At 57.7% G+C, this 24,695-nt stretch carries 30 protein-coding genes and 1 pseudogene; 21 read left to right on the forward strand and 10 right to left on the reverse strand.

From position 1 onward, the window contains the following. The first annotated feature begins 1 nt into the window (after position 1). Genes gspF through AC007G_RS15880 form a run of 10 tightly spaced genes read left to right on the forward strand, consistent with a single transcriptional unit; the run spans position 2 to position 7,336 of the window. Positions 2-1,216, forward strand: a complete 1,215-nt coding sequence (gspF, locus tag AC007G_RS15835) for a type II secretion system inner membrane protein GspF (protein ID WP_047664070.1) — start codon at positions 2-4, stop codon at positions 1,214-1,216. Positions 1,217-1,236: 20 nt separating this feature from the next. Further along, complete coding sequence (gene gspG, locus AC007G_RS15840; protein ID WP_112150119.1) at positions 1,237-1,659, forward strand: type II secretion system major pseudopilin GspG; 423 nt, start codon at positions 1,237-1,239, stop codon at positions 1,657-1,659. Continuing rightward, positions 1,659-2,177 carry a type II secretion system minor pseudopilin GspH gene (gspH, locus tag AC007G_RS15845; RefSeq protein WP_032689433.1) on the forward strand — a complete coding sequence of 173 codons (519 nt, stop codon included), beginning with the start codon at positions 1,659-1,661 and terminating at the stop codon, positions 2,175-2,177. The genes gspG and gspH overlap by 1 nt, the downstream gene beginning before the upstream one ends. Then, positions 2,174-2,539 (forward strand): type II secretion system minor pseudopilin GspI, encoded by a 366-nt coding sequence (gene gspI / locus AC007G_RS15850; RefSeq protein WP_032689434.1) that lies wholly within the window; start codon positions 2,174-2,176, stop codon positions 2,537-2,539. Before gspH ends, gspI begins: the two co-directional genes overlap by 4 nt. Then, positions 2,539-3,135, forward strand: coding sequence for a type II secretion system minor pseudopilin GspJ (gene gspJ / locus AC007G_RS15855; protein WP_032689567.1), 597 nt, complete (start codon positions 2,539-2,541; stop codon positions 3,133-3,135). Before gspI ends, gspJ begins: the two co-directional genes overlap by 1 nt. Then, on the forward strand, positions 3,132-4,118 hold the full coding sequence (gspK, locus tag AC007G_RS15860) for a type II secretion system minor pseudopilin GspK (RefSeq protein WP_479466622.1): 987 nt from the start codon (positions 3,132-3,134) through the stop codon (positions 4,116-4,118). Before gspJ ends, gspK begins: the two co-directional genes overlap by 4 nt. Then, complete coding sequence (gene gspL, locus AC007G_RS15865; RefSeq protein ID WP_032697282.1) at positions 4,105-5,307, forward strand: type II secretion system protein GspL; 1,203 nt, start codon at positions 4,105-4,107, stop codon at positions 5,305-5,307. Before gspK ends, gspL begins: the two co-directional genes overlap by 14 nt. Then, positions 5,300-5,794 carry a type II secretion system protein GspM gene (gene gspM / locus AC007G_RS15870; protein WP_142630725.1) on the forward strand — a complete coding sequence of 165 codons (495 nt, stop codon included), beginning with the start codon at positions 5,300-5,302 and terminating at the stop codon, positions 5,792-5,794. The genes gspL and gspM overlap by 8 nt, the downstream gene beginning before the upstream one ends. Then, entirely contained in the window at positions 5,784-6,524 is a 741-nt protein-coding gene (locus AC007G_RS15875) for a type II secretion system protein N (RefSeq protein WP_142630726.1), read from the forward strand. The genes gspM and AC007G_RS15875 overlap by 11 nt, the downstream gene beginning before the upstream one ends. A 14-nt stretch (positions 6,525-6,538) precedes the next feature. Next, a complete protein-coding gene (locus AC007G_RS15880; protein ID WP_142630727.1) occupies positions 6,539-7,336 on the forward strand; it encodes a prepilin peptidase in 798 nt (265 codons plus the stop codon). Positions 7,337-7,356: 20 nt separating this feature from the next. Here the strand turns inward: AC007G_RS15880 and hrpB are convergent, their stop codons facing one another. Then, the gene (gene hrpB, locus AC007G_RS15885) at positions 7,357-9,786 is read right to left on the reverse strand and encodes an ATP-dependent helicase HrpB (RefSeq protein WP_142630728.1); all 2,430 of its coding nucleotides are present in this window, start codon (positions 9,784-9,786) and stop codon (positions 7,357-7,359) included. Positions 9,787-9,858: 72 nt separating this feature from the next. Here hrpB and thpR point away from each other — a divergent pair, with 72 nt between their 5' ends. The 9 genes from thpR (at position 9,859) to panD (ending at position 16,962) form a co-directional block, all read left to right on the forward strand. Further along, complete coding sequence (thpR, locus tag AC007G_RS15890) at positions 9,859-10,395, forward strand: RNA 2',3'-cyclic phosphodiesterase (RefSeq protein WP_142630729.1); 537 nt, start codon at positions 9,859-9,861, stop codon at positions 10,393-10,395. Further along, positions 10,395-11,111: a DNA/RNA nuclease SfsA gene (gene sfsA, locus AC007G_RS15895; RefSeq protein WP_142630730.1), complete on the forward strand. Its 717-nt coding sequence runs from the start codon at positions 10,395-10,397 to the stop codon at positions 11,109-11,111. The genes thpR and sfsA overlap by 1 nt, the downstream gene beginning before the upstream one ends. 164 nt (positions 11,112-11,275) lie before the next feature. Continuing rightward, positions 11,276-11,731 carry an RNA polymerase-binding protein DksA gene (gene dksA / locus AC007G_RS15900; protein WP_032689443.1) on the forward strand — a complete coding sequence of 152 codons (456 nt, stop codon included), beginning with the start codon at positions 11,276-11,278 and terminating at the stop codon, positions 11,729-11,731. A gap of 62 nt (positions 11,732-11,793) precedes the next feature. Continuing rightward, the gene (gene gluQRS / locus AC007G_RS15905) at positions 11,794-12,675 is read left to right on the forward strand and encodes a tRNA glutamyl-Q(34) synthetase GluQRS (RefSeq protein ID WP_032689444.1); all 882 of its coding nucleotides are present in this window, start codon (positions 11,794-11,796) and stop codon (positions 12,673-12,675) included. Between the two features lie 50 nt (positions 12,676-12,725). Then, positions 12,726-14,120 (forward strand): polynucleotide adenylyltransferase PcnB, encoded by a 1,395-nt coding sequence (gene pcnB / locus AC007G_RS15910; protein WP_071824645.1) that lies wholly within the window; start codon positions 12,726-12,728, stop codon positions 14,118-14,120. Then, positions 14,117-14,596 (forward strand): 2-amino-4-hydroxy-6-hydroxymethyldihydropteridine diphosphokinase, encoded by a 480-nt coding sequence (gene folK / locus AC007G_RS15915; protein ID WP_032689445.1) that lies wholly within the window; start codon positions 14,117-14,119, stop codon positions 14,594-14,596. The genes pcnB and folK overlap by 4 nt, the downstream gene beginning before the upstream one ends. Positions 14,597-14,718: 122 nt before the next feature. Then, the gene (gene panB, locus AC007G_RS15920; protein WP_004858008.1) at positions 14,719-15,510 is read left to right on the forward strand and encodes a 3-methyl-2-oxobutanoate hydroxymethyltransferase; all 792 of its coding nucleotides are present in this window, start codon (positions 14,719-14,721) and stop codon (positions 15,508-15,510) included. A gap of 11 nt (positions 15,511-15,521) precedes the next feature. Next, complete coding sequence (panC, locus tag AC007G_RS15925) at positions 15,522-16,376, forward strand: pantoate--beta-alanine ligase (RefSeq protein WP_032689446.1); 855 nt, start codon at positions 15,522-15,524, stop codon at positions 16,374-16,376. 205 nt (positions 16,377-16,581) lie between these two features. Beyond that, positions 16,582-16,962: an aspartate 1-decarboxylase gene (gene panD / locus AC007G_RS15930; RefSeq protein ID WP_004858002.1), complete on the forward strand. Its 381-nt coding sequence runs from the start codon at positions 16,582-16,584 to the stop codon at positions 16,960-16,962. Between the two features lie 59 nt (positions 16,963-17,021). Here the strand turns inward: panD and AC007G_RS15935 are convergent, their stop codons facing one another. Both AC007G_RS15935 and AC007G_RS15940 read right to left on the reverse strand, forming a co-directional pair. Next, the gene (locus AC007G_RS15935) at positions 17,022-17,264 is read right to left on the reverse strand and encodes a hypothetical protein (RefSeq protein ID WP_032689447.1); all 243 of its coding nucleotides are present in this window, start codon (positions 17,262-17,264) and stop codon (positions 17,022-17,024) included. After that, complete coding sequence (locus AC007G_RS15940) at positions 17,264-17,467, reverse strand: DUF2778 domain-containing protein (protein ID WP_260612549.1); 204 nt, start codon at positions 17,465-17,467, stop codon at positions 17,264-17,266. Before AC007G_RS15940 ends, AC007G_RS15935 begins: the two co-directional genes overlap by 1 nt. Positions 17,468-17,475: 8 nt before the next feature. On the opposite strand from AC007G_RS15940, the pseudogene AC007G_RS15945 reads away from it, so the two are divergent. Next, positions 17,476-17,673: pseudogene (locus AC007G_RS15945) on the forward strand (aspartate 1-decarboxylase); the annotation flags it as partial. Positions 17,674-17,957: 284 nt separating this feature from the next. Here AC007G_RS15945 and AC007G_RS15950 read toward each other — a convergent pair. The 6 genes from AC007G_RS15950 to AC007G_RS15975 all read right to left on the reverse strand — a co-directional run bounded on the left by AC007G_RS15950 (position 17,958) and on the right by AC007G_RS15975 (position 22,754). Further along, positions 17,958-18,434 carry a DUF2778 domain-containing protein gene (locus AC007G_RS15950; RefSeq protein ID WP_134935618.1) on the reverse strand — a complete coding sequence of 159 codons (477 nt, stop codon included), beginning with the start codon at positions 18,432-18,434 and terminating at the stop codon, positions 17,958-17,960. Then, on the reverse strand, positions 18,431-18,913 hold the full coding sequence (locus AC007G_RS15955) for an Hcp family type VI secretion system effector (protein WP_032698132.1): 483 nt from the start codon (positions 18,911-18,913) through the stop codon (positions 18,431-18,433). The genes AC007G_RS15950 and AC007G_RS15955 overlap by 4 nt, the downstream gene beginning before the upstream one ends. Before the next feature lie 277 nt (positions 18,914-19,190). After that, positions 19,191-20,438: a polysaccharide deacetylase family protein gene (locus AC007G_RS15960; protein WP_032689569.1), complete on the reverse strand. Its 1,248-nt coding sequence runs from the start codon at positions 20,436-20,438 to the stop codon at positions 19,191-19,193. Positions 20,439-20,500: 62 nt separating this feature from the next. Next, positions 20,501-20,941 (reverse strand): PTS sugar transporter subunit IIA, encoded by a 441-nt coding sequence (locus AC007G_RS15965; protein WP_032697273.1) that lies wholly within the window; start codon positions 20,939-20,941, stop codon positions 20,501-20,503. 119 nt (positions 20,942-21,060) lie between these two features. Then, positions 21,061-21,831, reverse strand: coding sequence for an ABC transporter permease (locus tag AC007G_RS15970; RefSeq protein WP_032689450.1), 771 nt, complete (start codon positions 21,829-21,831; stop codon positions 21,061-21,063). Continuing rightward, positions 21,828-22,754, reverse strand: coding sequence for an ABC transporter ATP-binding protein (locus AC007G_RS15975; RefSeq protein WP_004857993.1), 927 nt, complete (start codon positions 22,752-22,754; stop codon positions 21,828-21,830). Before AC007G_RS15975 ends, AC007G_RS15970 begins: the two co-directional genes overlap by 4 nt. Before the next feature lie 106 nt (positions 22,755-22,860). Here AC007G_RS15975 and can point away from each other — a divergent pair, with 106 nt between their 5' ends. Continuing rightward, the gene (gene can / locus AC007G_RS15980; protein WP_032689451.1) at positions 22,861-23,523 is read left to right on the forward strand and encodes a carbonate dehydratase; all 663 of its coding nucleotides are present in this window, start codon (positions 22,861-22,863) and stop codon (positions 23,521-23,523) included. Positions 23,524-23,584: 61 nt separating this feature from the next. On the opposite strand, the gene hpt is transcribed toward can, so the two are convergent. Continuing rightward, positions 23,585-24,121, reverse strand: a complete 537-nt coding sequence (gene hpt / locus AC007G_RS15985) for a hypoxanthine phosphoribosyltransferase (RefSeq protein ID WP_004857989.1) — start codon at positions 24,119-24,121, stop codon at positions 23,585-23,587. Positions 24,122-24,695 lie beyond the last annotated feature (574 nt).

The following is a 24,695-nucleotide window of genomic DNA, read 5'->3' on the forward strand; positions in this document are numbered from 1 at the left end:
AATGGCTGTCTTTCGCTATCAGGCGCTCGATGAGCATGGCAAAACCCAGCGCGGCGTGCAGCAGGCCGATTCCGCCCGTCACGCCCGCCAGCTGCTGCGGGAAAAAGGCTGGCTGCTCCTTGAGATTCACGCCGTCGCGCAGGCAACGCCGGGCTCCCCTCGATCGCTGCTGACGCGGCGCACCAGTGCCAGCGATCTGGCCTTGCTGACCCGCCAGCTGGCCACGCTGGTGGCGGCCGCCATCCCGCTCGAGAAAGCGCTGGATGCCGTGGCGCAGCAGTGCGAAAAAGCCCCTCTCAGGACCCTGATGGCGGGCGTGCGCGGCAAGGTGCTTGAAGGCCATTCGCTGGCGGAATCCATGCGCGGTTATCCGGGCTGTTTTGATCAGCTGTACTGCGCCATGGTGGCCGCCGGGGAAACTTCCGGTCATCTTGACAGCGTCCTGAACCGACTGGCGGACTATACCGAACAGCGCCAGCAGCTGCGCGCCCGTCTGCTGCAGGCGATGATCTACCCTATCGTCCTGACGCTGGTCGCCATCAGCGTGATCGCCATTTTGCTCTCCACGGTGGTGCCCAAAGTCGTCGATCAGTTTGTCCATATGAAGCAGGCGCTGCCGTTCTCAACCCGCCTGTTGATGGCCCTCAGCGATCTGGTCCGCACCGCCGGCCCCTGGCTGTTGCTGGCGCTGATCGGCGGAGGCCTGCTGCTGCACTACGCCTTACGTCAGCCCGCGCGACGCCTGCTGTGGCACAAACAGCTGCTGCGCCTGCCGCTGATCGGTCGGGTCGCCCGCAGCATCAACAGCGCCCGCTATGCCCGAACCTTAAGCATTCTGAACGCCAGCGCCGTTCCGCTGCTGCTGTCGATGCGCATCAGCGCGGAAGTGCTGAGCAACGCGTGGGCACGCCGCCAGCTGGAGGCGGCCACGGAGTCGGTACGCGAAGGCATTAGCCTGCATCGCGCCCTGGAAATGACCGCCCTCTTCCCGCCGATGATGCGCTACATGGTGGCCAGCGGCGAACAGAGCGGAGAACTCAACGGCATGCTCGAACGTGCCGCCGACAACCAGGACCGCGAACTGAGCGCGCAAATTCAGATGGCGCTCAGCCTGTTTGAACCTTTGCTGGTGGTGGCAATGGCTGGAATGGTGCTGTTTATCGTTCTGGCGATCCTGCAACCGATCCTGCAACTCAACACCCTTATGAGTATGTAATTGTCTTAATGGAGAAAAATATGCAACGGCAGCGCGGCTTCACGTTACTGGAAATTATGGTGGTGATTGTCATCCTCGGCATTCTCGCCAGCCTGGTGGTGCCCAACTTAATGGGCAACAAAGAAAAAGCGGATCGCCAGAAGGTGGTCAGCGATCTGGTGGCGCTGGAGGGGGCGCTGGATATGTACAAACTGGACAACAGTCGCTACCCCAATAGCGAGCAGGGTCTCCAGGCGCTGGTCAGCCGGCCTGCCGCCGAGCCGCAGGCGCGTAACTACCCGGAGGGCGGCTATATCCGCCGTCTGCCTCAGGATCCGTGGGGCAACGACTATCAGCTGCTCAGCCCCGGCCAGCACGGTCAGATCGACGTGTTTAGCGTTGGCCCTGACGGGATGCCGGATACCAATGACGATATTGGCAACTGGAATATCGGGAAAAAATAGTGCGACAGCGCGGCTTCACGTTACTGGAAATGATGCTCATTTTGCTGTTGATGGGCGTCAGCGCGGGCATGGTGATGCTGGCGTTTCCGACATCACGCGAGGATGACGCGGCGCACACTCTTGAGCGATTTCAGACGCAGCTGCGCTTTATCCGCGAACGCGGGCTCCAGACCGGCCAGTTCTTTGGCATCTCGATTCACCCCGATCGCTGGCAGTTTATGCTGCTGCAACCGCGCGATGACGCTGCGGCGAATCCCGCTACGGAGGAGAGCTGGTACGGTTATCGCTGGCTGCCGCTGCCGCCGGGCCGCGTCGCCACCGCAGGCCAGGTCGCATCGGGAAAACTGACCCTGAGCTTCCCGCATGATGCCCAATGGACGCCGGGCGAACAGCCCGATGTCCTGCTGTTTCCCGGCGGCGAAGTCACGCCGTTTCAGCTGCAGATCGGCAGCGCCGAAGGGATTGCCGTCGATGCCCGCGGCGCAATCCGCTCAGCCCGACAGGATGATGGACGATGAAAGCACAATCCGGAATGACGCTCATCGAAGTCATGGTCGCCCTGGTGGTCTTCGCCCTGGCCGGGCTCTCCGTCATGCAGGCGACCCTCCAGCAGACCCGCCACATGGGGCGGATGGAAGAGAAAACCCTCGCCGGCTGGCTCGCCGATAACCAGCTGGTGCAGCTGAAGCTGGAAAACCGCTGGCCGGCGCTGAGCAGCTCGGAAACCGAGGTACAGGCGGCGGGAAGCCGCTGGTATATCCGCTGGCAAGGCGTGGAAACGGAGATCCCGCAGCTACGCGCGCTGGATGTCGAGGTCCGTCACGATAAGCGTGATAAGACCCCGATCGCTTCGCTACGTACCTACGTGACTCAGCCATGATGATACGCACGATGCGCGGTTTTACTCTCGTGGAGATGCTGCTGGCGCTGGCGATTCTGGCGGCGCTGAGCATCGCTGCGATGGCGGTTCTGCAAAACGTCCTCCGCGCCGATAGCCTGACCCGGGAAAAAACGCTGCACGTTGAGGCGCTGCAACGCACCTTCAGCCAGATGGCCGCCGACTTCAATCAGATTATCCCGCGTCGCAGCCGCGAGAGCGCCAGCCTCTTTTTTGCCGGACGTTTTCAGCTCAACAGCGATGACTGGGCGATAGCCTTCAGCCGCAACGGCTGGCCGAATCCGCTGGGGATGCTGCCGCGTTCCGAGATCCAGAACGTCAGCTACCGTCTGCGCCAGCAGCAGCTGGAACGGCTGAGCTATGATCAGCAGGACCCGCTCACCGGCGTCGAACCGACGGTGGACGTCCTGCAAGATGGCATCCAGGCCTTCCGTCTACGCTTCTATGCCAATGGCCGCTGGCAGGAGCGCTGGGACAACACGCAAAGCCTGCCCCAGGGCCTCGAAGTCACCCTGACGCTGGATGGCTACGGGGATATCACGCGCCTGTTTCTGATAACGCCCGGAGCCAGCCAATGAACCACCGACAGCGCGGCGTCGCGCTCCTGATGGTACTGCTGATCCTGGCCCTGATGATGGTGCTGGCAAGCGCGATGACCGAGCGTACGGCGCGCCTCTATCAGCAAACCGCCACCACCCTCGATAACCTGCAGGCGAAATGGTATGCGCTAGGCGCGGAAACCATGGCCGCCGCGCTGCTTCAGCGCGATGCGCTGGACTCCCCGAACCAAACCCATCTGGCGCAAAACTGGGCGCAGGAAGGACGCCGCTTCACGGTCAACGACGGCGAGATTAACGCGATCATCACCGATGGCCAGGCCTGCTTTAACCTCAATGCTATCAACCACGGCAGCGGCGAGGAAAGCGAAGCGATCCCCTGGCCGGCGCGCGCCTTTACCCGCCTGCTGGAAAACCTCGGCGAAGAGCCGCTACGGGCGCTTCAGCTCACCGCCGCGCTGCGCGACTGGATCGATGGCGACCGGGAGCCGCGCCTCAACGGCGGCGAAGATGAGGTATACATGGCGCGCTCGCCGGGATACCTCGCCGCGAATCAGAAGATCCAGGACGTCAGCGAACTGCGGCTGATTGCCGGAATGGACGCCGCGCTGTATCTGCGCCTGCTGCCCTTTGTTTGCGCCCTGCCGGACGACGCCCTGCAGCTCAACGTCAATACGCTCAGGGTAGACCAGGCCCCGCTGCTGATGGCGCTCTTTCCTACCGGAGTCAATCTCCAGCAGGCGCGCCAGCTGCTGCAGGATCGCCCGCGCAGCGGCTGGAACAGCGTTGCCGCTTTCCTGGCCCTGCCAGCTTTACAGCAAAGCGATACCGCCGCCGCCCGCCCGTGGCTGACGGTTCACAGTCAACGGTTTGTGGCCGCCTTCACCGTGGTGATGGGCAGCACGCGTTATCAGCAGCGGAGTGTCCTGCAAAAAGAAGGTCGTACTTTCCGTATTATCCAGCGGCATTATGGACTCTATAGGGTGGCCGATGAATCACGATAAAACCGCACAGCGAGAGATGCTCATTGTGCGTCTTGCTGCCCCCGAGCGCCCCGTCGCCTGGCGACTGGTCTGCCCGGGTGACCCGCAACGGGAAGCCTGCGGCGAGTGGTCCGCCACCGGCGCTGACGCTACGCTCCCCGAACTGGCGCAACGCTATCCCGCCTGGGTACTGGTCCCGGCCAGCGACTGCGCCTTCCACCACGTCACGCTCCCGGCGGGTCTGCGCAAAGCTCCACAACAGGTGGTGCCGTTTTTACTGGAAGAGCAGCTGGCCACCGACGTCGACGAGACCCACTTCGCCCTGCTCCACCGTCAGCGTGAGCGCTGTGCCGTCGCGGCGATAGCGCGGCAGAAGATGGCCGCCTGGCTCGCCCGCTGCGACGAACTACGGCTTCATATTCTCGCGCTGACGCCGGATGTATTGACGCTGCCCTGCCTCCCCGATCGCTGGAGCGCGGTACAGGCCGATGACCAATGGCTGATTCGCCAGGACGCCTGGTGCGGGATGGCGGTAGAAACCCCGTGGCTTGCGGAAGTACTCGCGGCCTGGGAAACGCTGCCGCCGATCGATTGCTATTCCCCACCGCCTGCCATCTCCGCCCCCTGGCGCGCGCTCGCACCGCAGGATGTGCTCGCTCTGGCGGCGGCGAACCCGGCGGCCCGGCAGATCTGTTTACGTCAGGGGACCTTTGCACCAAAGCGTCGCTGGCAGCCGGCCGGCCGGCGCTGGCGCCCGACGCTCGCCGCGGCGGCAGCGCTGATGCTGCTGTGGAGCACCAATGCCGTGCTTGACCACCTTGCCCTGAGCCGCCAGGCGGATGCGGCCCAGGAGGCCAGCCGGGCGTTTTATCGCCAGTGGTTCAAAAACGATAAAAACGTTATCAACCCGCGCCTGCAGATGCAGCAGCACCTGCACCAGCTGGAAGCGACAACCGCCGCCTCACCGCTGGTCGCCCATATTCGCAGCTTGCAAAATATGGTCTCCGACACCCCGGGGATTCAGCTGCGGTCGTTGACCTGGGATGCCGCGCGCAATGCGCTTCAGCTCGATATTTCGGCGGTTTCTTCACGGGCGCTGGAGCAGTTCACCACCCGCGCACAGGCCGGTTTTCGCGTGCGGACAGGAGAAATGAAACCCCGCCCCGACGGAATTGAAGGGCGTCTGACGCTGGAGGGCAACGATGGCTGATTGGGTTATGTTATGGCAACAGCGCACCCGTCGCGAACAGCGCCTGTTAATCGGCATGGGCCTGCTGCTGTCGGTGGGCATCATCTGGTACGCGCTCTGGCAGCCGTGGCTCAGTCGGGAAGCCCGCTGGCAACAAACGCTCATCAGAGAGCAGGCAACCCTGCGCTGGATGCAGCAGCAAACGCCCCGGCTCCAGCAGCTAGCCCGCCAGACACCGGGGGCCGCGACCGCGACGAAGGAGGATCTCTCCGCCGCCATCATGCGTGAAGCCACCCGCCTGGAGCTGGCGATTGTCCGGCTACAGCCGCAGGGCGCCCGGGTGAACGTGACCTTGCCGGCCTGTACTTTTCAGGCGCTGATGACATGGCTGGACGCCCTCGCCCGCCAGGGCATCTTCGCCTCTTCTCTGGCCGTCAGCGCTCAACCGACGCAACCCGGTTGGGTGACGGTGACGACCCTGGTGCTGGAGCGTCCGCATGCCCCGTAAAGTCGCGTTCGGCCTGCTGCTCGCGGGAATGTATCTGTGCTGGCTGCTGTTGACTGCGCCGGCCCGTCTGCTGACTTTCGCCCTGCCGGACGGCGTCAGAGTCGGCGAGCTCAGCGGAACCGTTTGGCACGGTGAGGCCCGGCAGTTAGCCTGGCGCGGCGTTCGCCTCGCCCACCTTCGCTGGACGCTGACCTTCTCTTCCGGCCTTCCCGGCTGGCGGGTCACGCTCGACGATCCCGACGGCTTACGCGGACACGTCTCGCTCTATGGAATGACCACGCTCCGCTTGCAGAACGGCCTTTTGACCATCCCCGCCAACCTTGCCAGGCGCTGGCTCACGCCGGCGCTGCCGGCCGAGGCCAGCGGCCAGATCGCCCTGAACCTGTCGGAAGGTCGCTTTAACCAGGCCGGCTGCCAGCAGGTGTCCGGCGGCCGCCTGCAGTGGCAGGAAGCGCAGCTAAGCTCCCCGGCCGGCTCCCTCGAGCTGGCCCGCGTAAGCGGCAAATTTAGCTGCACGCCCGCAGGGGCGCTGGCGCTCACCCTCAGCCAGGACTCTCATCAGCTCAGCCTCACTGGCCAGGGCACCCTGAGCCCCGATGGTCGCTACGCCTTTCACGGCAAGCTGCAGACACGTCAGTCAACCCCAGCCCTCCTCACCCTGCTCGTTGCCCAACATCAGCGCCAGGATGAGCAGGGACGCATCCCCTGGCAGCTGCAGGGGAAATGGTAATCACAGGAGACATCATGACGCTACTTAGCGCATTTTCGTTGCAGTTCCCCCTGTTATGGGGCGGATTTTTGTTTATTTTCGGCCTGACGTTTGGCAGCTTTTTTAACGTGGTTATCCACCGTTTGCCGCTGATGATGCGGCAGGAAAAGTCCGCACGATTCAACCTGTGCGTTCCCGCCTCCTTCTGCCCCCAGTGCCAGCGGCCTCTCATCTGGCGGGATAACATTCCTCTGCTCAGCTATCTCTCACTCAAAGGACGCGCCCGCTGCTGCCAGGCGCCCATTTCCCAGCGCTATCCGCTGACGGAACTGGCCAGCGGACTGCTATTTGTGCTGGCCGGATATCTGCTGACGCCGGGGTTGCCGCTGTTGGGGGGGCTGATCCTGCTCTCCACGCTGCTGGTGCTGGCGATCATCGACGGCCAGACTCAGCTCCTGCCGGATCGGCTGACTCTGCCGCTGCTGTGGGCCGGTCTGCTGTTTAATCTCAACGGCACATTTGTCCCGCTCAGCGAAGCGGTGATCGGCGCCATGACGGGCTATTTATCGCTGTGGACGGTTTACTGGCTGTTTCGCCTGTTGACCGGCAAAGAGGCGCTCGGATACGGAGATTTTAAGTTGCTGGCGGCACTCGGCGCATGGTCAGGCTGGCAGATCCTGCCGCAGACGCTGCTGTGCGCCTCGGCCAGCGGCCTGATCTGGACCTTGCTGCAACGGCGGATCACCCTCCAGTCCCTGGATCAGCCGCTGGCCTTCGGCCCCTGGCTGGCGCTGGCGGGCAGCGGCCTGTTTCTGTGGACTCAGACGCTGTAACCGGAGCTCGACAAGCCCGGCTACGAATACTTTTTGGTGCGCCGCGTCGGCGCGGTATTGGCCGGGTCGTCCGGCCAGACATGTTTGGGATAACGCCCCTTCATCTCTTTTTGCACCTCGCGATAGGTCCCCTGCCAGAAAGCGCTGAGGTCGCGGGTAATCTGCAGCGGACGCTGCGCAGGCGACAGCAGCTCCAGCACCAGCGCGATCCGGCCCTGGGCTATCGTCGGCGTGGCGGCTTCGCCGAACATCTCCTGCATACGTACCGCCAGCGCGGGCGGATTATCGGCATGGTAGCGGATCGCTATCCGGCTCCCGGTCGGCACCGTGTAATGGGTTGGCAGTTCGCTGTCCAGCTTCTGTCGCAATGACCACGGCAGCCAGTTTTGTAGCGCCTGGCGTACATCCAACGCTTTCAGCGCGCGCAGCGAGTGCACTCCGCTCATCTGCGGTAGCAGCCAGGCTTCAAGCGAGTCCAGTAGCGAGGCGTCGTCGACGGCCGGCCACGCCTCTTCTGGCAGCCATTGTGCCGCGCAGAGCAGACGCAGACGCAGCTGTTCGGCTTCCGGCGTCCAGTTAAGCACGCCGAGGCCCTTATCGCGGATGCCGTTGAGCATCGCCTGATGCAGCTCCTCTTCCGAGGGTTTCGCCAGCGGCTGGGTTTTTAACACCAGTTGACCGATGCAGGTACGTCGCCAGGCCTTCAGCGTCCCCTGCGCTTCATCCCATTCGACGGTATCGGAACGCTGCGCCAACCCGGGGCACTGCGCCAGCAGCGCATTGACATCCAGCGGCAGCGCCAGGAGGATCCGCGCGTCCGGCGAGGCGCTTCCCTGCAGGAGCAGAGGCGCAATCAGCCATTCGTGGCGCCCGAGCGCATCGTCGGCGTCCAGCATCGCCCCCATCCCGTTGGCGAGCTGATAGCGCCCTTCCTGACCGCGGCGACGGGCGATCCGGTCGACAAATGCCGGCGCCAGCAGCGGCGCCAGGCGCTGTGCATCGGGCTGTGCATCGCGGCTGCCCAGCCGCTTCAAAAGCTGCTGCGCCCGCTGCTGCCAGTTCGGCTGCTGGCGGGCAAACGCCGCGCCGAGATCGCTGTTTCCGCCGCGCGGAGGCTCTTCGAGGATCGCCGCCAGTTTCGCCGCGGTCGCCGCATCATCCGGATCGGTTGCCGCCGTCAACATGGCCGCGAGACGCGGGTCATTACCCAGGGTGGCCATTTGGCGCCCGCGCGCCGATAACCTGTCGCCCTCCAGCGCCGATAGCGTCGTCAGCAAGCGTCGGGCCGCTGCCAGGTTTGCCTCAGGCGGTAAATCGAGCCAGTGCAGCTGCGCCGGATCGCGGCATCCCCACTGTAAAAGCTCCAGCAGCAGCGCTGAGAGATCGCTGTGCAGTATCTCAGGATCGCTCTGTGCCGCCGCGCGTTCCGCCTGTTCTTTGCCGATCAAATGCAGACAAATCCCCGGCTCCAGACGGCCGGCGCGACCGGCGCGTTGGGTCATTGACGCCTGGCTGATGCGTTGCGTAATCAGTCGGGTTAAGCCGGTACGGGCGTCAAAGCGGGCGACGCGCTCCTGGGCGCTATCGACCACCAGCCGGATGCCTTCGATGGTTAAGCTGGTCTCGGCGATATTGGTCGCCAGCACCACTTTGCGCTGACCTTCGGCGGCCGGGAGAATCGCTTTACGCTGCTCGCTCAGCGGCAGCGCCCCGTACAGCGGACAGAGCACCACATCGTCGGCCACCCGTTCGGCCAGCTGCGCCTGCACCCGCTGAATTTCCCCCACGCCCGGGAGGAACAGCAGCATCGAGCCGCGCTCCTGGCGCAGCAGTTCCGCAGCGGCGATGGCGACCGCTTCATCGAAACGCTGATGCGCGGCAAGCGCCTGAAAGCGTTTTTCCACCGGGAACGCACGCCCTTCAGAGCAGATTGTCGGCGCCGAAGGCAGCAGCCGCTGCAGACGATCGTTATCCAGCGTCGCTGACATAATCAGCAGTTTAAGATCCTCCCGTAGCCCCTGCTGGACATCCAGCAGCAGCGCCAGCGCCAGATCCGCCTGCAGGCTGCGCTCGTGGAACTCATCGAGGATCACCAGCCCGACGCCGCTCAGTTCGGGATCGTGCTGGATCATCCGCGTCAGAATGCCTTCAGTCACTACCTCCAGTCGCGTATTCGGTCCGATGCAGGTTTCCGCGCGCATCCGGTAGCCGACGGTCGCCCCCGGTTTCTCACCCAGCAGCTCCGCCAGACGTTGTGCCACGTTGCGGGCGGCTAATCGCCGCGGCTCCAGCAGAATAATGCGCCCGTCGATATGGCCATCGGCGAGTATTTGCAGCGGCAGCCAGGTCGATTTCCCGGCGCCGGTTGGCGCATTGAGCAATACCTGCGGCGCCTGCTGCAGTGCAGAAAGAAGTTCAGGGAGGACGGCGGCAACCGGCAATTGGGACACGAATGGCTCCGGAGGTTAACATTTGAGGGCAAGCATTGTAGCATCCTGATAATTCATTACCGAGTCTCTATCATGTCCGAGCCGAAAAGGCTGTTTTTCGCCCTTGAGCTGCCTGCTGAAGCCCAGCGGCAAATCGTTCACTGGCGCGCGGCGAACTTTCCGGAAGATGCCGGACGGCCGGTGGCCGCAGATAACCTGCACCTGACGCTGGCCTTTCTCGGCGAAGTCAGCGCGGACAAGCAGCGTGCGCTGGCGGCGCTGGCCGGGCGCATCCGCCAGCCCGGTTTTACGCTCACGCTCGACGATGCCGGCCAGTGGCTGCGTTCCCGCGTGGTGTGGCTCGGCACCCGCCGGCCTCCGCGCGGCCTGCTACAGCTGGCTAACATGCTGCGCGCCCAGGCGGCACGTAGCGGCTGCTATCAAAGCCCGCAGCCGTTTCATCCGCATATCACCCTGCTGCGCGAAGCCCGCCACGCGGTGCCCATTCCGCCGCCGGGCTTCAGCTGGACTTTTGCCGTCAGTGAGTTTGTGCTTTATGAATCCCGTTTTTCCCGCGGACGCACCCGCTATACCGCGCTGGAACGTTATCCCTTTAACAAGGAAAACTGATGCAGTTCACTCCACCTTTACAATCCGCCATCCTGATTAAGCGTTACAAACGGTTTTTGGCGGATGTGGTCACCCCCGACGGTCGGGAGCTTACGCTACACTGCCCGAATACCGGCGCGATGACCGGCTGCGCAACCCCCGGCGATACCGTCTGGTACTCCACGTCGGATAACCCGAAACGCAAATACGCCCATACCTGGGAATTAACGCAAACCCAGCGGGGCGCAATAATTTGTGTTAATACTTTACGCGCGAATATACTGGCAAAAGAGGCGATACTTGCGGGGAGCATTGTCGAACTTTCTGGATATAACACGCTGAAAAGTGAAGTAAAATACGGCGAGGAAAAGAGTCGTATCGATATTATGTTACAGGCAGAAGAGCGACAAAACTGCTATATTGAAGTGAAATCGGTTACGTTGGCGGAAAATGACAGCGGTTATTTCCCCGATGCTGTGACCGAGCGCGGTCAAAAGCACCTTCGGGAGCTGATGAGCGTGGCGGCGGCAGGCGACCGGGCCGTAATCTTGTTCGCCGTGCTCCATTCGGCGATCGACCGTTTCTCACCCGCGCATCATATTGATGCCAGATACGCACAGCTGTTGATTGAGGCGCAAACCAAGGGGGTAGAAATTCTCGTTTATAAAGCGGAACTTTCTACTGAAATGATGACTCTGAATAAGCCGATTACCGCGGTGTTAACCCCCGGTAAATAAACGGCTAAATTGTGTCCGGGTCGCGAGCGCAAATACGCTTTTCTTCACAGGGTTGTCAAGTGTAACGTTTAGATAATTGCTATCCGGAAAAGCATCTGCTATTTATAGCGGCCTGATTTTTCCCCCAACATGGGGATCGATAGTGCGTGTTAAGGAGAAGCAACATGCAAGAAGGGCAAAACCGTAAAACATCGTCCCTGAGTATTCTCGCCATCGCTGGGGTGGAGCCATATCAAGAGAAGCCGGGCGAAGAGTATATGAACGAAGCCCAGCTGGCGCACTTCAGGCGTATTCTTGAAGCATGGCGTAATCAACTCAGGGATGAAGTGGATCGCACCGTATCGCACATGCAGGATGAAGCAGCTAACTTCCCGGATCCGGTAGACCGTGCCGCTCAGGAAGAAGAATTCAGCCTGGAACTGCGTAACCGCGACCGCGAACGTAAACTGATCAAAAAGATCGAGAAAACGCTGAAGAAAGTCGAAGACGAGGATTTCGGCTTCTGCGAATCCTGTGGCGTTGAGATTGGCATTCGCCGTCTGGAAGCGCGTCCGACCGCTGACCTGTGCATCGACTGCAAAACGCTGGCGGAAATTCGCGAAAAGCAGATGGCTGGCTAATCCGCTTCGCTATCGTATCTCCGGCGGGAGTCTCTCCCGCCTACATGTTTTATTAGTCACCCATGAATGACTCACACTATATTGGCCGCTTTGCCCCCTCACCTTCCGGCGAACTCCACTTCGGCTCTCTGATTGCCGCACTCGGCAGCTATCTTCAGGCCCGTGCGCAAAACGGTATCTGGCGCGTACGCATTGAAGATATCGATCCGCCGCGTGAAGTCCCCGGCGCCGCCAGTACGATTCTGCGCCAGCTGGAGCACTACGGCCTGCACTGGGACGGCGAAGTGCTGTGGCAGTCGCAGCGTCACGAAGCCTACCGCGAGCGGCTGGCCTGGCTGCATGAACAGGGGCTTTGCTATTACTGCACCTGTACCCGGGCCCGTATTCACGCCGTCGGCGGCGTGTATGACGGCCACTGCCGCGATTTACGACTCGGCGCCAACGACGCCGCCCTGCGCTTACGTCAGACGCGGCCGGTCCTCGCGTTTTATGACCGTCTGCGCGGTACCCTCGTCGCCGATGAGGCGCTGGCGCGGGAAGATTTCATTATCCACCGCCGCGACGGTCTGTTCGCCTATAATCTTGCGGTGGTCGTGGACGATCATTTCCAGGGAGTCAGCGAAATCGTCCGCGGGGCGGATCTTATCGAACCGACGGTGCGCCAGATTTCGCTGTATCAGCATTTTGGCTGGCAGGCTCCGGACTATGTCCATCTGCCGCTGGCGGTGAATGCCCAGGGGAATAAACTCTCCAAACAAAACCACGCCCCGGCGCTGCCGGAGGGCGATCCGCGTCCCGAAATTATGCGGGCGTTAATGTTTCTTAATCAGGATATTGAGCAGGAATGGCGAGCGTTAAGTATTGAGGATTTACTGAAGAATGCGGTAGCCAACTGGGACCCGCAAAAAATCCAGCATTCTCAAATGACTCTCGCTGAGCTATGATTAGCCGCTATTTTTTGTCCTGAAGTCCGTCTGACACTACGAGGTGCAACATTTTTACCCGAGTCGCTAATTTTTGCCGTAAGGTGCTAAGCCGTGAAGAGCGCGACGCAGAAGCCGCCGTTGAACAAACGCATATGACGGTTATCCCGCGTGAACAGCATGCAATTTCCCGCAAAGATATCAGTGATAATGCCCTCAAGGTGCTCTATCGACTGAACAAGGCGGGCTATGAAGCCTATCTCGTCGGCGGTGGCGTACGTGACCTTCTGCTTGGTAAAAAACCTAAAGATTTTGACGTAACAACCAGCGCGACGCCGGATCAGGTTCGTAAACTGTTCCGCAACTGTCGTCTGGTGGGTCGTCGTTTCCGCCTGGCGCACGTGATGTTCGGGCCGGAAATCATCGAAGTCGCCACCTTCCGCGGCCACCATGAAGGGCACACCACCGATCGTGTGACTTCACAGCGCGGCCAGAACGGGATGCTGCTGCGCGACAACATCTTCGGCTCGATCGAAGAAGATGCCCAGCGTCGCGACTTCACCATTAACAGCCTGTATTACAGCGTGGCCGATTTTACCGTGCGCGACTACGTCGGCGGCATGAAAGATCTGCAGGAGGGCATGATTCGCCTGATTGGCGATCCGGAAACCCGCTACCGCGAAGATCCGGTCCGCATGCTGCGCGCTGTGCGCTTTGCCGCCAAGCTGAATATGAACATCAGCGCGGAAACCGCCGAGCCGATTCCGCGTCTTGCCGCGCTGCTCCATGACGTTCCCCCGGCGCGTCTGTTCGAAGAAGTGCTGAAGCTGCTGCAGGCGGGCTATGGCTATGATACCTACATGCTGCTGCGCGAATATAACCTGTTCCAGCCGCTGTTCCCGACCATCACCCGCTACTTTACCGAGCGCGGCGATAGCCCGATGGAACACATCATTACCCAGGTGCTGAAGAATACCGATAACCGCATCCATAACGATATGCGCGTTAACCCGGCGTTCCTGTTTGCGGTCATGTTCTGGTATCCGCTGCTGGAAATGGCGCAGAAAATCACCCAGGAGAGCGGTCTGGCCTACAACGACGCTTTCGCGCTGGCGATGAACGATGTGCTGGATGAAGCCTGCCGTACGCTGGCCATTCCGAAGCGTATTACCACTCTGGTACGCGATATCTGGCAGCTGCAGCTGCGCATGTCCCGCCGCCAGGGCAAACGCGCCTGGAAGCTGATGGAACATCCGAAATTCCGCGCCGCCTACGATCTGCTGGAGCTGCGTGCCGGCGCCGAGAAAAATGGCGAACTGCAGCGTCTGACCAAATGGTGGGGCGAGTTCCAGGTTGCCGCGCCGCCAGATCAAAAAGAGATGCTTAACGAGCTCGATGACGAACCCGCACCGCGCCGCCGCCATCGTCGCCCGCGTAAACGCACCCCGCGTCAGGGTGGCGCATGACCCGCGTCTACATCGCGATCGGCAGCAATCTGGCTTCTCCTCTGGAGCAGGTCAACGCTGCCGTGACGGCGCTGGCTGCCATTCCAGACAGCCGGATGGTTGCGGTCTCCTCTTTTTACCGCACGCCGCCGCTGGGGCCGCAGGATCAGCCTGACTACCTCAATGCCGCCGTCGCCCTGGAGACGGAACTGCAGGCTGAAGCCTTGCTGGATCATACCCAGCGCATCGAGCTGCAGCAGGGCCGTCAACGCAAAGCCGAACGCTGGGGCCCTCGTACGCTGGATCTCGATATCATGCTGTTTGGCGATGCCGTGATTAACAGCGAGCGCCTGACGGTACCGCACTACGATATGAAAAACCGCGGCTTTATGCTGTGGCCGCTGTATGAGATTGCCCCGACGCTTCATTTCCCCGACGGCGCCACTCTGCGCCAGGTGCTGGAAAACCTCGGCGCCGAAAAGCCGGCGATCTGGTAGTTCCCCCTTCCCCATTTTTAGCCATTACGGCGATCGTCGTTATCGGTCGCCTAAAACCATTGCCCCTCTGAATGCTGCTGTTAGAATGCCGGTTAATATGACTTTCATCATCAGGAAACGTTATGAAACCGACCACTATCGCCCTGCTGCAGAAATGCAAACAGGAGAAGCAGCGCTTCGCCACCATCACCGCCTATGACTACAGCTTTGCGAAGCTGTTTGCCGATGAAGGGATCAACGTGATGCTGGTAGGTGACTCGCTGGGCATGACGGTGCAAGGGCACGATTCGACCTTGCCGGTGACCGTGGAAGATATCGCCTACCACACCCAGGCGGTACGTCGCGGCGCCCCCCATTGCCTGCTGCTCGCTGACCTGCCGTTTATGGCCTACGCCACCCCGGAACAGACCTTCGCTAACGCCGCCATTGTGATGCGCGCAGGCGCCAACATGGTCAAGCTTGAAGGCGGCGCCTGGCTTGCGGAAACGGTGAAAATGCTGGCGGAACGCGCGGTGCCGGTTTGCGGCCACCTTGGTCTGACCCCACAGTCGGTCAATATTTTCGGCGGCTATAAAGTGCAGGGCCGCGGCGACGCGGCGCAGGCGCTGTTCGACGACGCGCTGGCACTGGAAGCGGCTGGCGCACAGCTGCTGGTCCTTGAGTGCGTCCCGGTCGAGCTGGCTCAACGTATCACCGAGGCGTTAACCATTCCGGTTATCGGCATTGGTGCGGGTAACGTCACCGACGGCCAGATCCTCGTGATGCATGACGCTTTCGGGATCACCGGCGGCCATATCCCTAAGTTCGCTAAAAATTTCCTCGCTGAAGCGGGCGACATGCGCGCCGCAGTGCGGCAGTATATTGCCGACGTGGAGTCCGGCGTTTATCCGGGCGAAGAACACAGTTTCCATTAAGGAGTCTTGTTGTGCTGATTATTGAATCCCTGCCGCTGCTGCGCCAGCATATCCGCCGTTTGCGCCAGGAAGGTAAGCGTATCGCGCTGGTTCCCACTATGGGCAACCTGCACGACGGTCATATGCAGCTGGTGGATACCGCAAAAGCCAGCGCCGATGTCGTGGTGGTCAGTATTTTCGTCAACCCGATGCAGTTCGATCGTCCTGACGATCTGTCGCGCTATCCGCGTACGCTGCAGGATGATTGCGAAAAGCTGAACAAACGTAAGGTGGATTTTGTTTTCGCCCCCGCGCCGGCAGAGATCTATCCGCACGGCACCGAAAACCAGACCTGTGTGGATGTACCGGGGCTGTCGACCATGCTTGAGGGTGCCAGTCGTCCGGGCCACTTCCGCGGCGTATCGACCATCGTCAGCAAGCTGTTTAACCTGGTCCAGCCGGATGTCGCCTGCTTTGGCGAGAAGGACTTCCAGCAGCTGGCGCTGATTCGTAAAATGGTCGCCGACATGGGTTACGATATTGAGATAATCGGCGTGCCGATTATTCGTGCTAAAGATGGTTTGGCGCTGAGCTCACGCAACGGCTACCTCACCGCAGAGCAGCGTAAAATTGCGCCGGGCCTGTACAAAGTGCTGAGCGCCGTCGCCGATAAGCTTGCCGCCGGTGAACGTAACCTGGATGAAATCATTACCCTTGCCGGGCAGGAGCTGAACGAGAAAGGCTTCCGCGCCGACGATATCCAGATCCGGGATGCGGATACGCTGCTGGAGCTGACGGAAACCAGTCAACGTGCGGTGATCCTGATGGCCGCATGGCTGGGACAGGCGCGGTTGATCGATAACCAAATCGTCGAACTGGGTCAGTAGACAAGGGTTAAAAATCTGGCAATATTGCCGGACATTTACTCAAAGCGGATGTCATGTCCGCTTCGTATCATTTAAGGTATAGACCCTGACTAATCCGCTTGCAGACCGGCGGCAGGCAAGAGCACTACCGTCCCCCATCAGGGGAAAGTCGCTCGCCCGCCACGCCCCTGCACTCTGAAGCAGGACGGGAAGAAAGGTAGACATCATGATTCGTAATATGCTGCAGGGCAAACTCCACCGCGTTAAAGTCACGCAGGCCGACCTGCACTATGAAGGTTCCTGCGCCATTGACCAGGATTTTCTGGATGCGTCCGGTATTCTTGAAAACGAAGCGATCCACATCTGGAACGTGACTAACGGCAACCGTTTCTCCACCTATGCCATTGCCGCCGAACGTGGCTCGCGAATCATTTCGGTGAATGGCGCTGCCGCGCACTGCGCCAGCGTGGGTGACATTCTGATTATTGCCAGCTTCGTCACCATGCCTGATGAAGAAGCCCGCCGCTGGCAGCCGAAAGTGGCCTATTTCGAAGGCGACAACGAAATGAAGCGCCAGGCAAAAGCCATTCCGGTACAGGTTGCCTGATAGCCAATCGCTGACGGTGCGCCGCCCAGACGGGGCACCGTTTATTTATAACAGAATACTCAAGATAAACGTCTTTTAATCGCAGCCGTTATATAAACCACTATTGCCACGATGAACAGTGAAGCAATACAAAGCGACAGAAAGTAATACTTATCCCATATATCACCAGGTATAACTTCTGTATAGCGTCTGATCAGATAGTAGGTTTTGACTTCCGGCATAAATAAAAACAGCAGTACGAACACTACTGTATATAGTAATGCTTCGCCAATCCATAATAGCGCGTATTGTATCGGTTTCATTAGTACACCTGTAAGGTCCCGAAGGCAGTTAATGACGCTGTTACCTGTATTGTGGGCGTATTAAGTAATGCAGCACGTAACAACATAAAATCAGATAGTCGGGGTAGAGTAATACAACCTTCACTAACTCCCTTATAACCTGCGGGATGAAGTCTAAAATGTCCCCTCTGTACTTCTCCCCCCCATGTTAGATCGTCTATCATGCCATTTCGCCGAACGTGGCTCGCGAATTATTTCGGTGAATGGCGCTGCCGCGCACTGCGCCAGCGTGGGTGATATTCTGATTATTGCCAGCTTCGTCACCATGCCTGATGAAGAAGCCCGCCGCTGGCAGCCGAGAGTGGCCTATTTCGAAGGCGACAACGAAATGAAGCGCCAGGCAAAAGCCATTCCGGTACAGGTTGCCTGATAGCCAATCGCTGACGGTGCGCCGCCCAGACGGGGCACCGTTTATTTATAAACGTCTTTTAATCGCAGCCGTTATATAAACCACTATTGCTACGATGAACAGTGAAGCAATACAAAGCGACAGAAAGTAATACTTATCCCACGTAAAATCGGACATAAATCCTGTTAATTCTGTAATCCATTTGTACATCTTTATTTCTGGTATCAGCACGTATAACAGGACAAACACAACGGTAAACAGTAATGCTTGTCCAAACCATAATAGTACGTATTGTATTGGTTTCATTAGTACACCTGTATGGTACCGAAAGCAGTTAATGACGCTGTTACCTGTATTGTGGGCGTATTAAGCAACGCAGCACGTAACAACATGAAATCAGATAAACGGGGTAGAGTAATACAACCTTCACTTATACCTTGATAACCGGCAGGATGAAGTCTGAAGTTTCCTCTTCGAACATGACCAATAAAAGTATGATCATCAATCTGTGAATCATGTCGATACAGCGCAAACCATATTGAACGATCCGAACCAGAAATAAACGATGCTAAAGAATCGCTGACCATCGTAACGACTCCTCCGGTACCACGCGTAACGATATAGTACAGGCCAGTCGGTAATGGTCCAATAGAGGGTACAGCCACCGCATCAGGATCGTTACGTGATGTTCCGGTACCCGAATAGGCAGGGAAAAAACCGATTCCCGGGCAACTCAGGTTACTTAGCTGATTTCCGTTGAGACAGAAAGTACATCGAATCATCGCTCATTCCATGCGTCAGAAAAGAGAATATTGCCATCACAATGTTTCCATGTAATTTTTTCATAACGTAATGAAACTGCTTCCAGGTGATTATATTTTTCAGTTGCCGGATTTTTACAATCATGCATCATTGGACAAATAGAGATAACCTTAACGTTCTCAAGTAACATATTAAAGTATTCTTGTTCCTGTCCACAGTCGTTAATTTTATACCATTTAACTTCTACGCTTTTCAGCGTTTGCCCCTTTGCGACGGCTTTATAAATATATGGACTTGATGAATCAAACTCTTTTTGAAATATTAATGGTGAATGTAAACGTGTCCCCGTAATCTTACCGGTGCTGTTATCGGTTGGAAGATGTAAACCATGACTAAAACCGAGAACTTCAATACTCCCCTCACGATCCTGAACATCAACCGCGCCTTTGATATCAGCACCGCCATCATCTTTCATCCATAAATAAGCCGGAATTGCCATTCTGCACATCCTTTTTCTATGATTAGATCGAATAACCATAAATAAAAGATGGACTTTATGCTATCGAATAAATTCTAAAAATAAATAAGATTATTAATTGCATGATATAATAAAGAGCCTGCTCAGAAACTCACCTGTAGGGTATCTGATATCACATCACCGGCAATGGAATCTTATTCTTAGCGCTATTTTGCCGCTCCGTGAGTACGTGCAGCCAGAACTTTGCGCCTGCATTTTCCGCTATCGTACGAGTTTTCAGCCCCGGACCAGCCACCATTTATCCCTGCGGCTGGTTGCTGATCAGCCGTGACATCGTCTCCAGCGAATCGGTCCGCAGAATATAGAGTCTTTTCAGTAAGAACGGGTTATCGCCCGGCTTCACCTTGCCTCTCACCGTGGTCACCGCCATATGAAAACCGGCGTCGTTCGCCGCCCTGACCGCCGTCGCGTTATAGCCGCCAAACGGATAAGAGAGATACAGCACGTGCGGATTAAACTGGGCCAGCGCGCGCCGCGAACGCTCAAAATCGAACAGCACATTATGGTAGCTGCGGCTTAACAGAATCGGATGATGCTGGGCATCAACCCGGTGCAGGAAGTGCGTATGGGACTGTATATCAAAAACGTCCTGAATCTGCTTGAGCTCGGAAACGCTCATAAACTGCAGCGATTTCGGCTCCCACTTCTGCGGGTGACGTTTGATACGCGATGAGATAATAAATGCCGTCGCGTGAAAGCCATACTGCTTCAGTATCGGGTACGCGTAGCGGTTAACCGACTTCAGACCATCGTCAAAGGTAATCACCACCGAGCGGGCCGGCAGATTGATTTTATTACGCAGATAGCCTTCCAGCTGATACATCGTCAGCGTGGTGTAGCCCCGATCGCGGAGCCAGGTCATCTGGTTGCTGAAGGCGCGTACCGAAGTCGTGGTAGAGGTGTGGCGAAAACGGGTGTTCTCTTCATCGCGCAGAATGTGATGGTAGGTCAGCATCGGGATACCGCGATCTTCCTGAGCATCCAGGCTACTGACCCACGCCAGCCGGTTACCCATGCGAATTTGAAACCAGGTCTGGTTGAGACGGTCTTTCAGCTTGCTGATAATGGGATAGCGCAGATTATTCGCCAGGGTGCCAAACGGCGCGCTGCCGACGGAAGGCGCATCGTACACCGGCGTATCTTTCCAGGTGAGCAGGTTCTGGTTACTCAGCGGTTTATGCAAATCGCCGAGGTTGTCTTCAACCCGCTGCTTGCCCTGCACCGGTTCGAGGTGGCCTTTATCGATAAAGCCGGTGCCGAAACCGAAGCTGAATTCGTAATAATCGGCGGACGTCGGCACCACGGCGATAATTTGCCCGCCCCGAATGTTCCCCACGCTCACCACGTCATTCCCGACCTGCGCCCAGATAACCGCATCTTCCGTCGTCTGCATATAGCGGGCGGGGGTGCCCTGCTGGCTAAGCAGGCTGGCTGAAGCGCTGAGCGATGTCAGCAAAAGGAACAGGGCAACAATTCGGGCAAACATGCAGGTCGGACCGCTAGAGAAATCAGCCGCCATTGTAACAAAAGCGGCATCAATACCAATGCTTAATTGCCGAACGCATCATGGCGCAGGCGGAAAGGCGGATTTTTTTGCTGTTGGTGCCAGAGGCTACTGACGACCGGGCCTCCGCTGCTCACGATCGCGTCGCGAAACGCTTCGCTGCTCAGGGTGTCGCGCAGAAGATACATCCGCTCCAGTAATGGATAGCTGATACCAGAGATCACTTCACAATGAGTATGTTTATGGCTCATCAGGGCCGCCACGCGATAGGGAGGTGCCCCGGTGTGGTCAGTCAAAAAAATCACGCCATCGCCGCTGTCCGTGGCGTGCAGCGCATCGCACATCATCCGGCTCAACATATTGCTGCTAAGGTTACGCCAGTAATTTACCGCCCGGCATTGCGCCAGCGGGCCAAACTTTTTTTCCAGACGATCCAGCAGTTCCTCCGCTTTCTCATCATGACAGGTAATCACCCAACCCAACATAGACAGCCTCCTTAGCAGAGAAACACTGTAACAAAGGGGATGAGGCAGATGAGTGATGGCAGTCAAGATTAGCAAATAGCGCCTGGTCTTCAGGCCAGACGCTATTTGCCGACGCGCGGTTAGCTGCGCAGACCGCGTCCACGCTGGATCAGATACCAGCACAGCGCGTAGAACAGAACAATAAAGACCACCAGTACGCCAAAGGTCGTAACCAGCGGAACATCGTTGATGCCGAGGAATCCGTAGCGGAAGCCGCTGATCATGTAAACAATCGGGTTGAGGTGCGACAGCGCCTGCCAGAATGGCGGCAGCAGGGTCAGGGAGTAAAACACCCCGCCGAGGTAAGTCAGCGGCGTCAGCACGAAGGTGGGGATCAGGCTGATATCATCAAAGGTCTTGGCAAAAACCGCGTTCAGCAAACCCGCCAGCGAGAAGAGGACCGCAGTCAGAATCAGCGTCAGTCCAACGAATAGCCAGGAATGCACCTGGAACGGCACGAAGAATAACGATATCGCGGTAACCAGAATCCCTACGCACAGCCCGCGCGCGACCCCGCCGCCAACATAGCCGGCGATAACCACGTGCGTCGGCACCGGTGCCACCAGCAGCTCTTCGATATTGCGCTGAAATTTCGCGCTGAAGAACGAGGAGGCCACGTTGGCGTAGGCGTTGGTGATCACCGCCATCATGATCAGACCCGGCACAATAAACTGCATATAGGTAAAGCCATGCATTTCGCCGATCCGCGAGCCGATCAAATTGCCAAAGATGACAAAATAGAGGGTCATGGTGATCACCGGCGGTACCAGCGTCTGGATCCAGATACGCATAAAGCGATGAATTTCCTTGGCCCAGATGCTTTTCAGCGCGACCCAATAAAGCTGCATCATGCTGATTCTCCTTTTCTGTCATGCACCAGCGTGACAAACAGCTCTTCCAGCCGGTTGGCTTTGTTACGCATACTTAACACCTGAACACCCTGAGCACTCAGCTGGGCAAATACGCTGTTAATCCCCTGCTCGCGCAGCACTTCGACTTCCAGCGTGGAGGTATCCACCAGCCGATACTGATAACCTTCCAGCGTCGGCAGCGGGCTTTTCGGCGCCAGATCGAGGATGAACGTTTCTGATTTCAACTTGGCAAGCAGCGCCTTCATTGAGGTGTTTTCCACCAGCTCTCCCCGTTGAATAATCCCGATATTGCGGCACAGCATCTCCGCCTCTTCCAGGTAGTGAGTGGTCAGGATGATGGTGGTGCCTTTATCGTTCAAATCCTTGAGAAAACCCCACATCGAGCGGCGAAGTTCGATATCCACCCCCGCAGTAGGTTCATCAAGGATCAGCAGTTTGGGTTCATGCATCAACGCGCGGGCAATCATCAGGCGTCGCTTCATCCCGCCGGAGAGCATCCGTGCACGTTCGTTGCGCTTTTCCCACAGATCGAGCTGTTTTAAGTACTTTTCGCTGCGCAGAAGCGCTTCTTTATGCTCAACGCCGTAGTAGCCGGCCTGGTGAACGACGATCTGCTGGACGGTTTCAAACGGGTTGAAGTTGAACTCCTGCGGCACCAGTCCGAGCTGACGCTTGGCATTTACCACGTCCTTTTGCAGGTCGTAGCCAAAGACGTTGACCTCGCCGGAGGTTTTATTTACCAGCGAACTGATAATGCCAATCGTGGTGGATTTCCCCGCCCCATTAGGGCCGAGCAGCGCATAAAAGTCCCCTGCTTCCACCTGCAGATCGATTCCCCGAAGCGCCTGAACCCCACCGGGGTAGGTCTTGGTGAGCTGTTTTAATTCCAGAGCAATGGTCATTAAATATCTCTTCTCGTGTCATGACACGCGATGGGTTGTTTTAAATAAAGTGAGGTTAACCTATATTAGCCCAACGCACTTACTTGGTTACAGGCCGTAAACGTCCATGAATGATATAGATACACTCATCAGCAATAATGCACTATGGTCAAAAATGCTGGTGGAAGAAGACCCCGGCTTTTTCGCGACATTGTCGCAAGCGCAGAAGCCACGCTTTCTGTGGATTGGATGTTCTGATAGCCGTGTTCCTGCGGAACGCTTAACCGGCCTTGAGCCCGGTGAACTGTTTGTCCATCGTAACGTAGCCAATCTGGTGATTCATACCGACCTGAACTGTCTTTCCGTGGTGCAGTATGCCGTCGACGTGCTGGAAGTCGAGCATATCATCATCTGCGGCCACTACGGCTGCGGCGGCGTGCAGGCGGCGGTCGAAAACACCGAGCTGGGGCTTATCGACAACTGGCTGCTGCATATTCGCGATATCTGGTTCAAACACAGCTCGCTGCTGGGCGAAATGCCCGAAGAGCGCCGGCTGGATACGTTATGTGAACTGAACGTGATGGAGCAGGTTTATAACCTGGGCCACTCGACCATTATGCAGTCGGCGTGGAAGCGGGGGCAGAAGGTCACCATCCACGGCTGGGCCTACGGTATCCATGACGGGCTGTTACGCGATCTTGATGTGACTGCCGTCAGCCGCGAAACCCTTGAACAGCGCTACCGTCAGGGAATTTCCAACCTCAAGAGCAAACACATCAACCACAAGTAACCCGCCCGCTTCAGAAAACCCCGGCAGCGCAGTGCGCCATCGTCCGGGGTTGCATAAAACCTTACTCGTCCAGCAGCACCACTTTGCCGACGTACGGCAGATGGCGATAGCGCTGAGCGTAATCAATCCCGTAGCCGACCACGAACTCATCCGGGATAGCAAAGCCAACAAACTCTACCGGCACGTTCACTTCACGACGGCTCGGCTTGTCCAGCAGCGTACAAATCGCCAGAGATTTCGGCTCACGCAGGCTGAGAATTTCACGCACTTTAGACAGCGTGTTGCCGGAATCGATAATGTCTTCCACAATCAAGACGTCTTTACCGCGAATGTCTTCATCCAGATCTTTGAGGATTTTAACGTCACGGGTCGTCGACATGCCGCTGCCGTAGCTGGAGGCGGTCATAAAATCGACTTCATGCGGCACCTGCACTTCACGACACAGATCGGCCATAAACATAAATGAGCCGCGCAGCAGCCCCACCAGCACCATTTCGCTGCCGCTGTCTTTGTAGCATTCGTTGATTTGACGACCCAGTTCGGCGATACGCGCTTTGATCTCGGCTTCCGGGATCATCACTTCTACAATATGTTTCATTATCTATATATCTCACTGATTTTAATCAGTTAAATTCAATCCCATGCTATGCAATTCAGTAAATATTGATACACCGATTGATATACGGACTATCACACAACCCCGAAATGATGCGAAAGCATGAGTACCGAAGAAAGGCGGCGAGTATACAGTATTATGTTCAGAGAAGAAAAATGCAGCACTGGCTATCACTTCAAACTGTAAATCTTAGGCAAGGCATCGTATTCTGGAGATCTGTTAAATGGGAAAGGAGTAGCAAGATGAGCCACCAAGAAGACTACGCTCGTGGGTACAGCGATGGCTACAAATCAGTACAAGGAAACGTCATTCCTCCAATCGCGCCAATTGGCCCAATGACCCCATTAGGCTCAGATCCCTATGAAGAAGGATACAAAGCCGGAGTTGAGGCCGCTGGCGGTTAGCAGGTTGACACTAATCAGTTAGGCTTTGATTAGAAAGGCGATCTTCTGCATGGGAATTCGCTTTTTTTATTGAAATGACTACACAACTAGCTACACATGAGACTGAACTACAACGAACGATGAAGAGAGTTATCGACGTGGACTCCTCAGAT

Source organism: Klebsiella sp. CSG-1 (assembly GCF_056521145.1).

Coding starts and splice junctions, on each gene's coding strand:
- panD (WP_004858002.1), top strand. CDS start 16,582: ATGATTCGTAATATGCTGCAGGGCAAACTCCACCGCGTTAAAGTCACG.
- folK (WP_032689445.1), top strand. CDS start 14,117: ATGACCCGCGTCTACATCGCGATCGGCAGCAATCTGGCTTCTCCTCTG.
- panB (WP_004858008.1), top strand. CDS start 14,719: ATGAAACCGACCACTATCGCCCTGCTGCAGAAATGCAAACAGGAGAAG.
- AC007G_RS15875 (WP_142630726.1), top strand. CDS start 5,784: ATGCCCCGTAAAGTCGCGTTCGGCCTGCTGCTCGCGGGAATGTATCTG.
- AC007G_RS15935 (WP_032689447.1), bottom strand. CDS start 17,264: ATGAAACCGATACAATACGCGCTATTATGGATTGGCGAAGCATTACTA.
- AC007G_RS15965 (WP_032697273.1), bottom strand. CDS start 20,941: ATGTTGGGTTGGGTGATTACCTGTCATGATGAGAAAGCGGAGGAACTG.
- AC007G_RS15970 (WP_032689450.1), bottom strand. CDS start 21,831: ATGATGCAGCTTTATTGGGTCGCGCTGAAAAGCATCTGGGCCAAGGAA.
- AC007G_RS15880 (WP_142630727.1), top strand. CDS start 6,539: ATGACGCTACTTAGCGCATTTTCGTTGCAGTTCCCCCTGTTATGGGGC.
- thpR (WP_142630729.1), top strand. CDS start 9,859: ATGTCCGAGCCGAAAAGGCTGTTTTTCGCCCTTGAGCTGCCTGCTGAA.
- dksA (WP_032689443.1), top strand. CDS start 11,276: ATGCAAGAAGGGCAAAACCGTAAAACATCGTCCCTGAGTATTCTCGCC.
- AC007G_RS15975 (WP_004857993.1), bottom strand. CDS start 22,754: ATGACCATTGCTCTGGAATTAAAACAGCTCACCAAGACCTACCCCGGT.
- gspK (WP_479466622.1), top strand. CDS start 3,132: ATGAACCACCGACAGCGCGGCGTCGCGCTCCTGATGGTACTGCTGATC.
- hpt (WP_004857989.1), bottom strand. CDS start 24,121: ATGAAACATATTGTAGAAGTGATGATCCCGGAAGCCGAGATCAAAGCG.
- can (WP_032689451.1), top strand. CDS start 22,861: ATGAATGATATAGATACACTCATCAGCAATAATGCACTATGGTCAAAA.
- AC007G_RS15955 (WP_032698132.1), bottom strand. CDS start 18,913: ATGGCAATTCCGGCTTATTTATGGATGAAAGATGATGGCGGTGCTGAT.
- AC007G_RS15950 (WP_134935618.1), bottom strand. CDS start 18,434: ATGATTCGATGTACTTTCTGTCTCAACGGAAATCAGCTAAGTAACCTG.
- gspM (WP_142630725.1), top strand. CDS start 5,300: ATGGCTGATTGGGTTATGTTATGGCAACAGCGCACCCGTCGCGAACAG.
- gspF (WP_047664070.1), top strand. CDS start 2: ATGGCTGTCTTTCGCTATCAGGCGCTCGATGAGCATGGCAAAACCCAG.
- gspG (WP_112150119.1), top strand. CDS start 1,237: ATGCAACGGCAGCGCGGCTTCACGTTACTGGAAATTATGGTGGTGATT.
- AC007G_RS15940 (WP_260612549.1), bottom strand. CDS start 17,467: ATGATAGACGATCTAACATGGGGGGGAGAAGTACAGAGGGGACATTTT.
- sfsA (WP_142630730.1), top strand. CDS start 10,395: ATGCAGTTCACTCCACCTTTACAATCCGCCATCCTGATTAAGCGTTAC.
- gspL (WP_032697282.1), top strand. CDS start 4,105: ATGAATCACGATAAAACCGCACAGCGAGAGATGCTCATTGTGCGTCTT.
- AC007G_RS15960 (WP_032689569.1), bottom strand. CDS start 20,438: ATGTTTGCCCGAATTGTTGCCCTGTTCCTTTTGCTGACATCGCTCAGC.
- gluQRS (WP_032689444.1), top strand. CDS start 11,794: ATGAATGACTCACACTATATTGGCCGCTTTGCCCCCTCACCTTCCGGC.
- gspI (WP_032689434.1), top strand. CDS start 2,174: ATGAAAGCACAATCCGGAATGACGCTCATCGAAGTCATGGTCGCCCTG.
- gspJ (WP_032689567.1), top strand. CDS start 2,539: ATGATACGCACGATGCGCGGTTTTACTCTCGTGGAGATGCTGCTGGCG.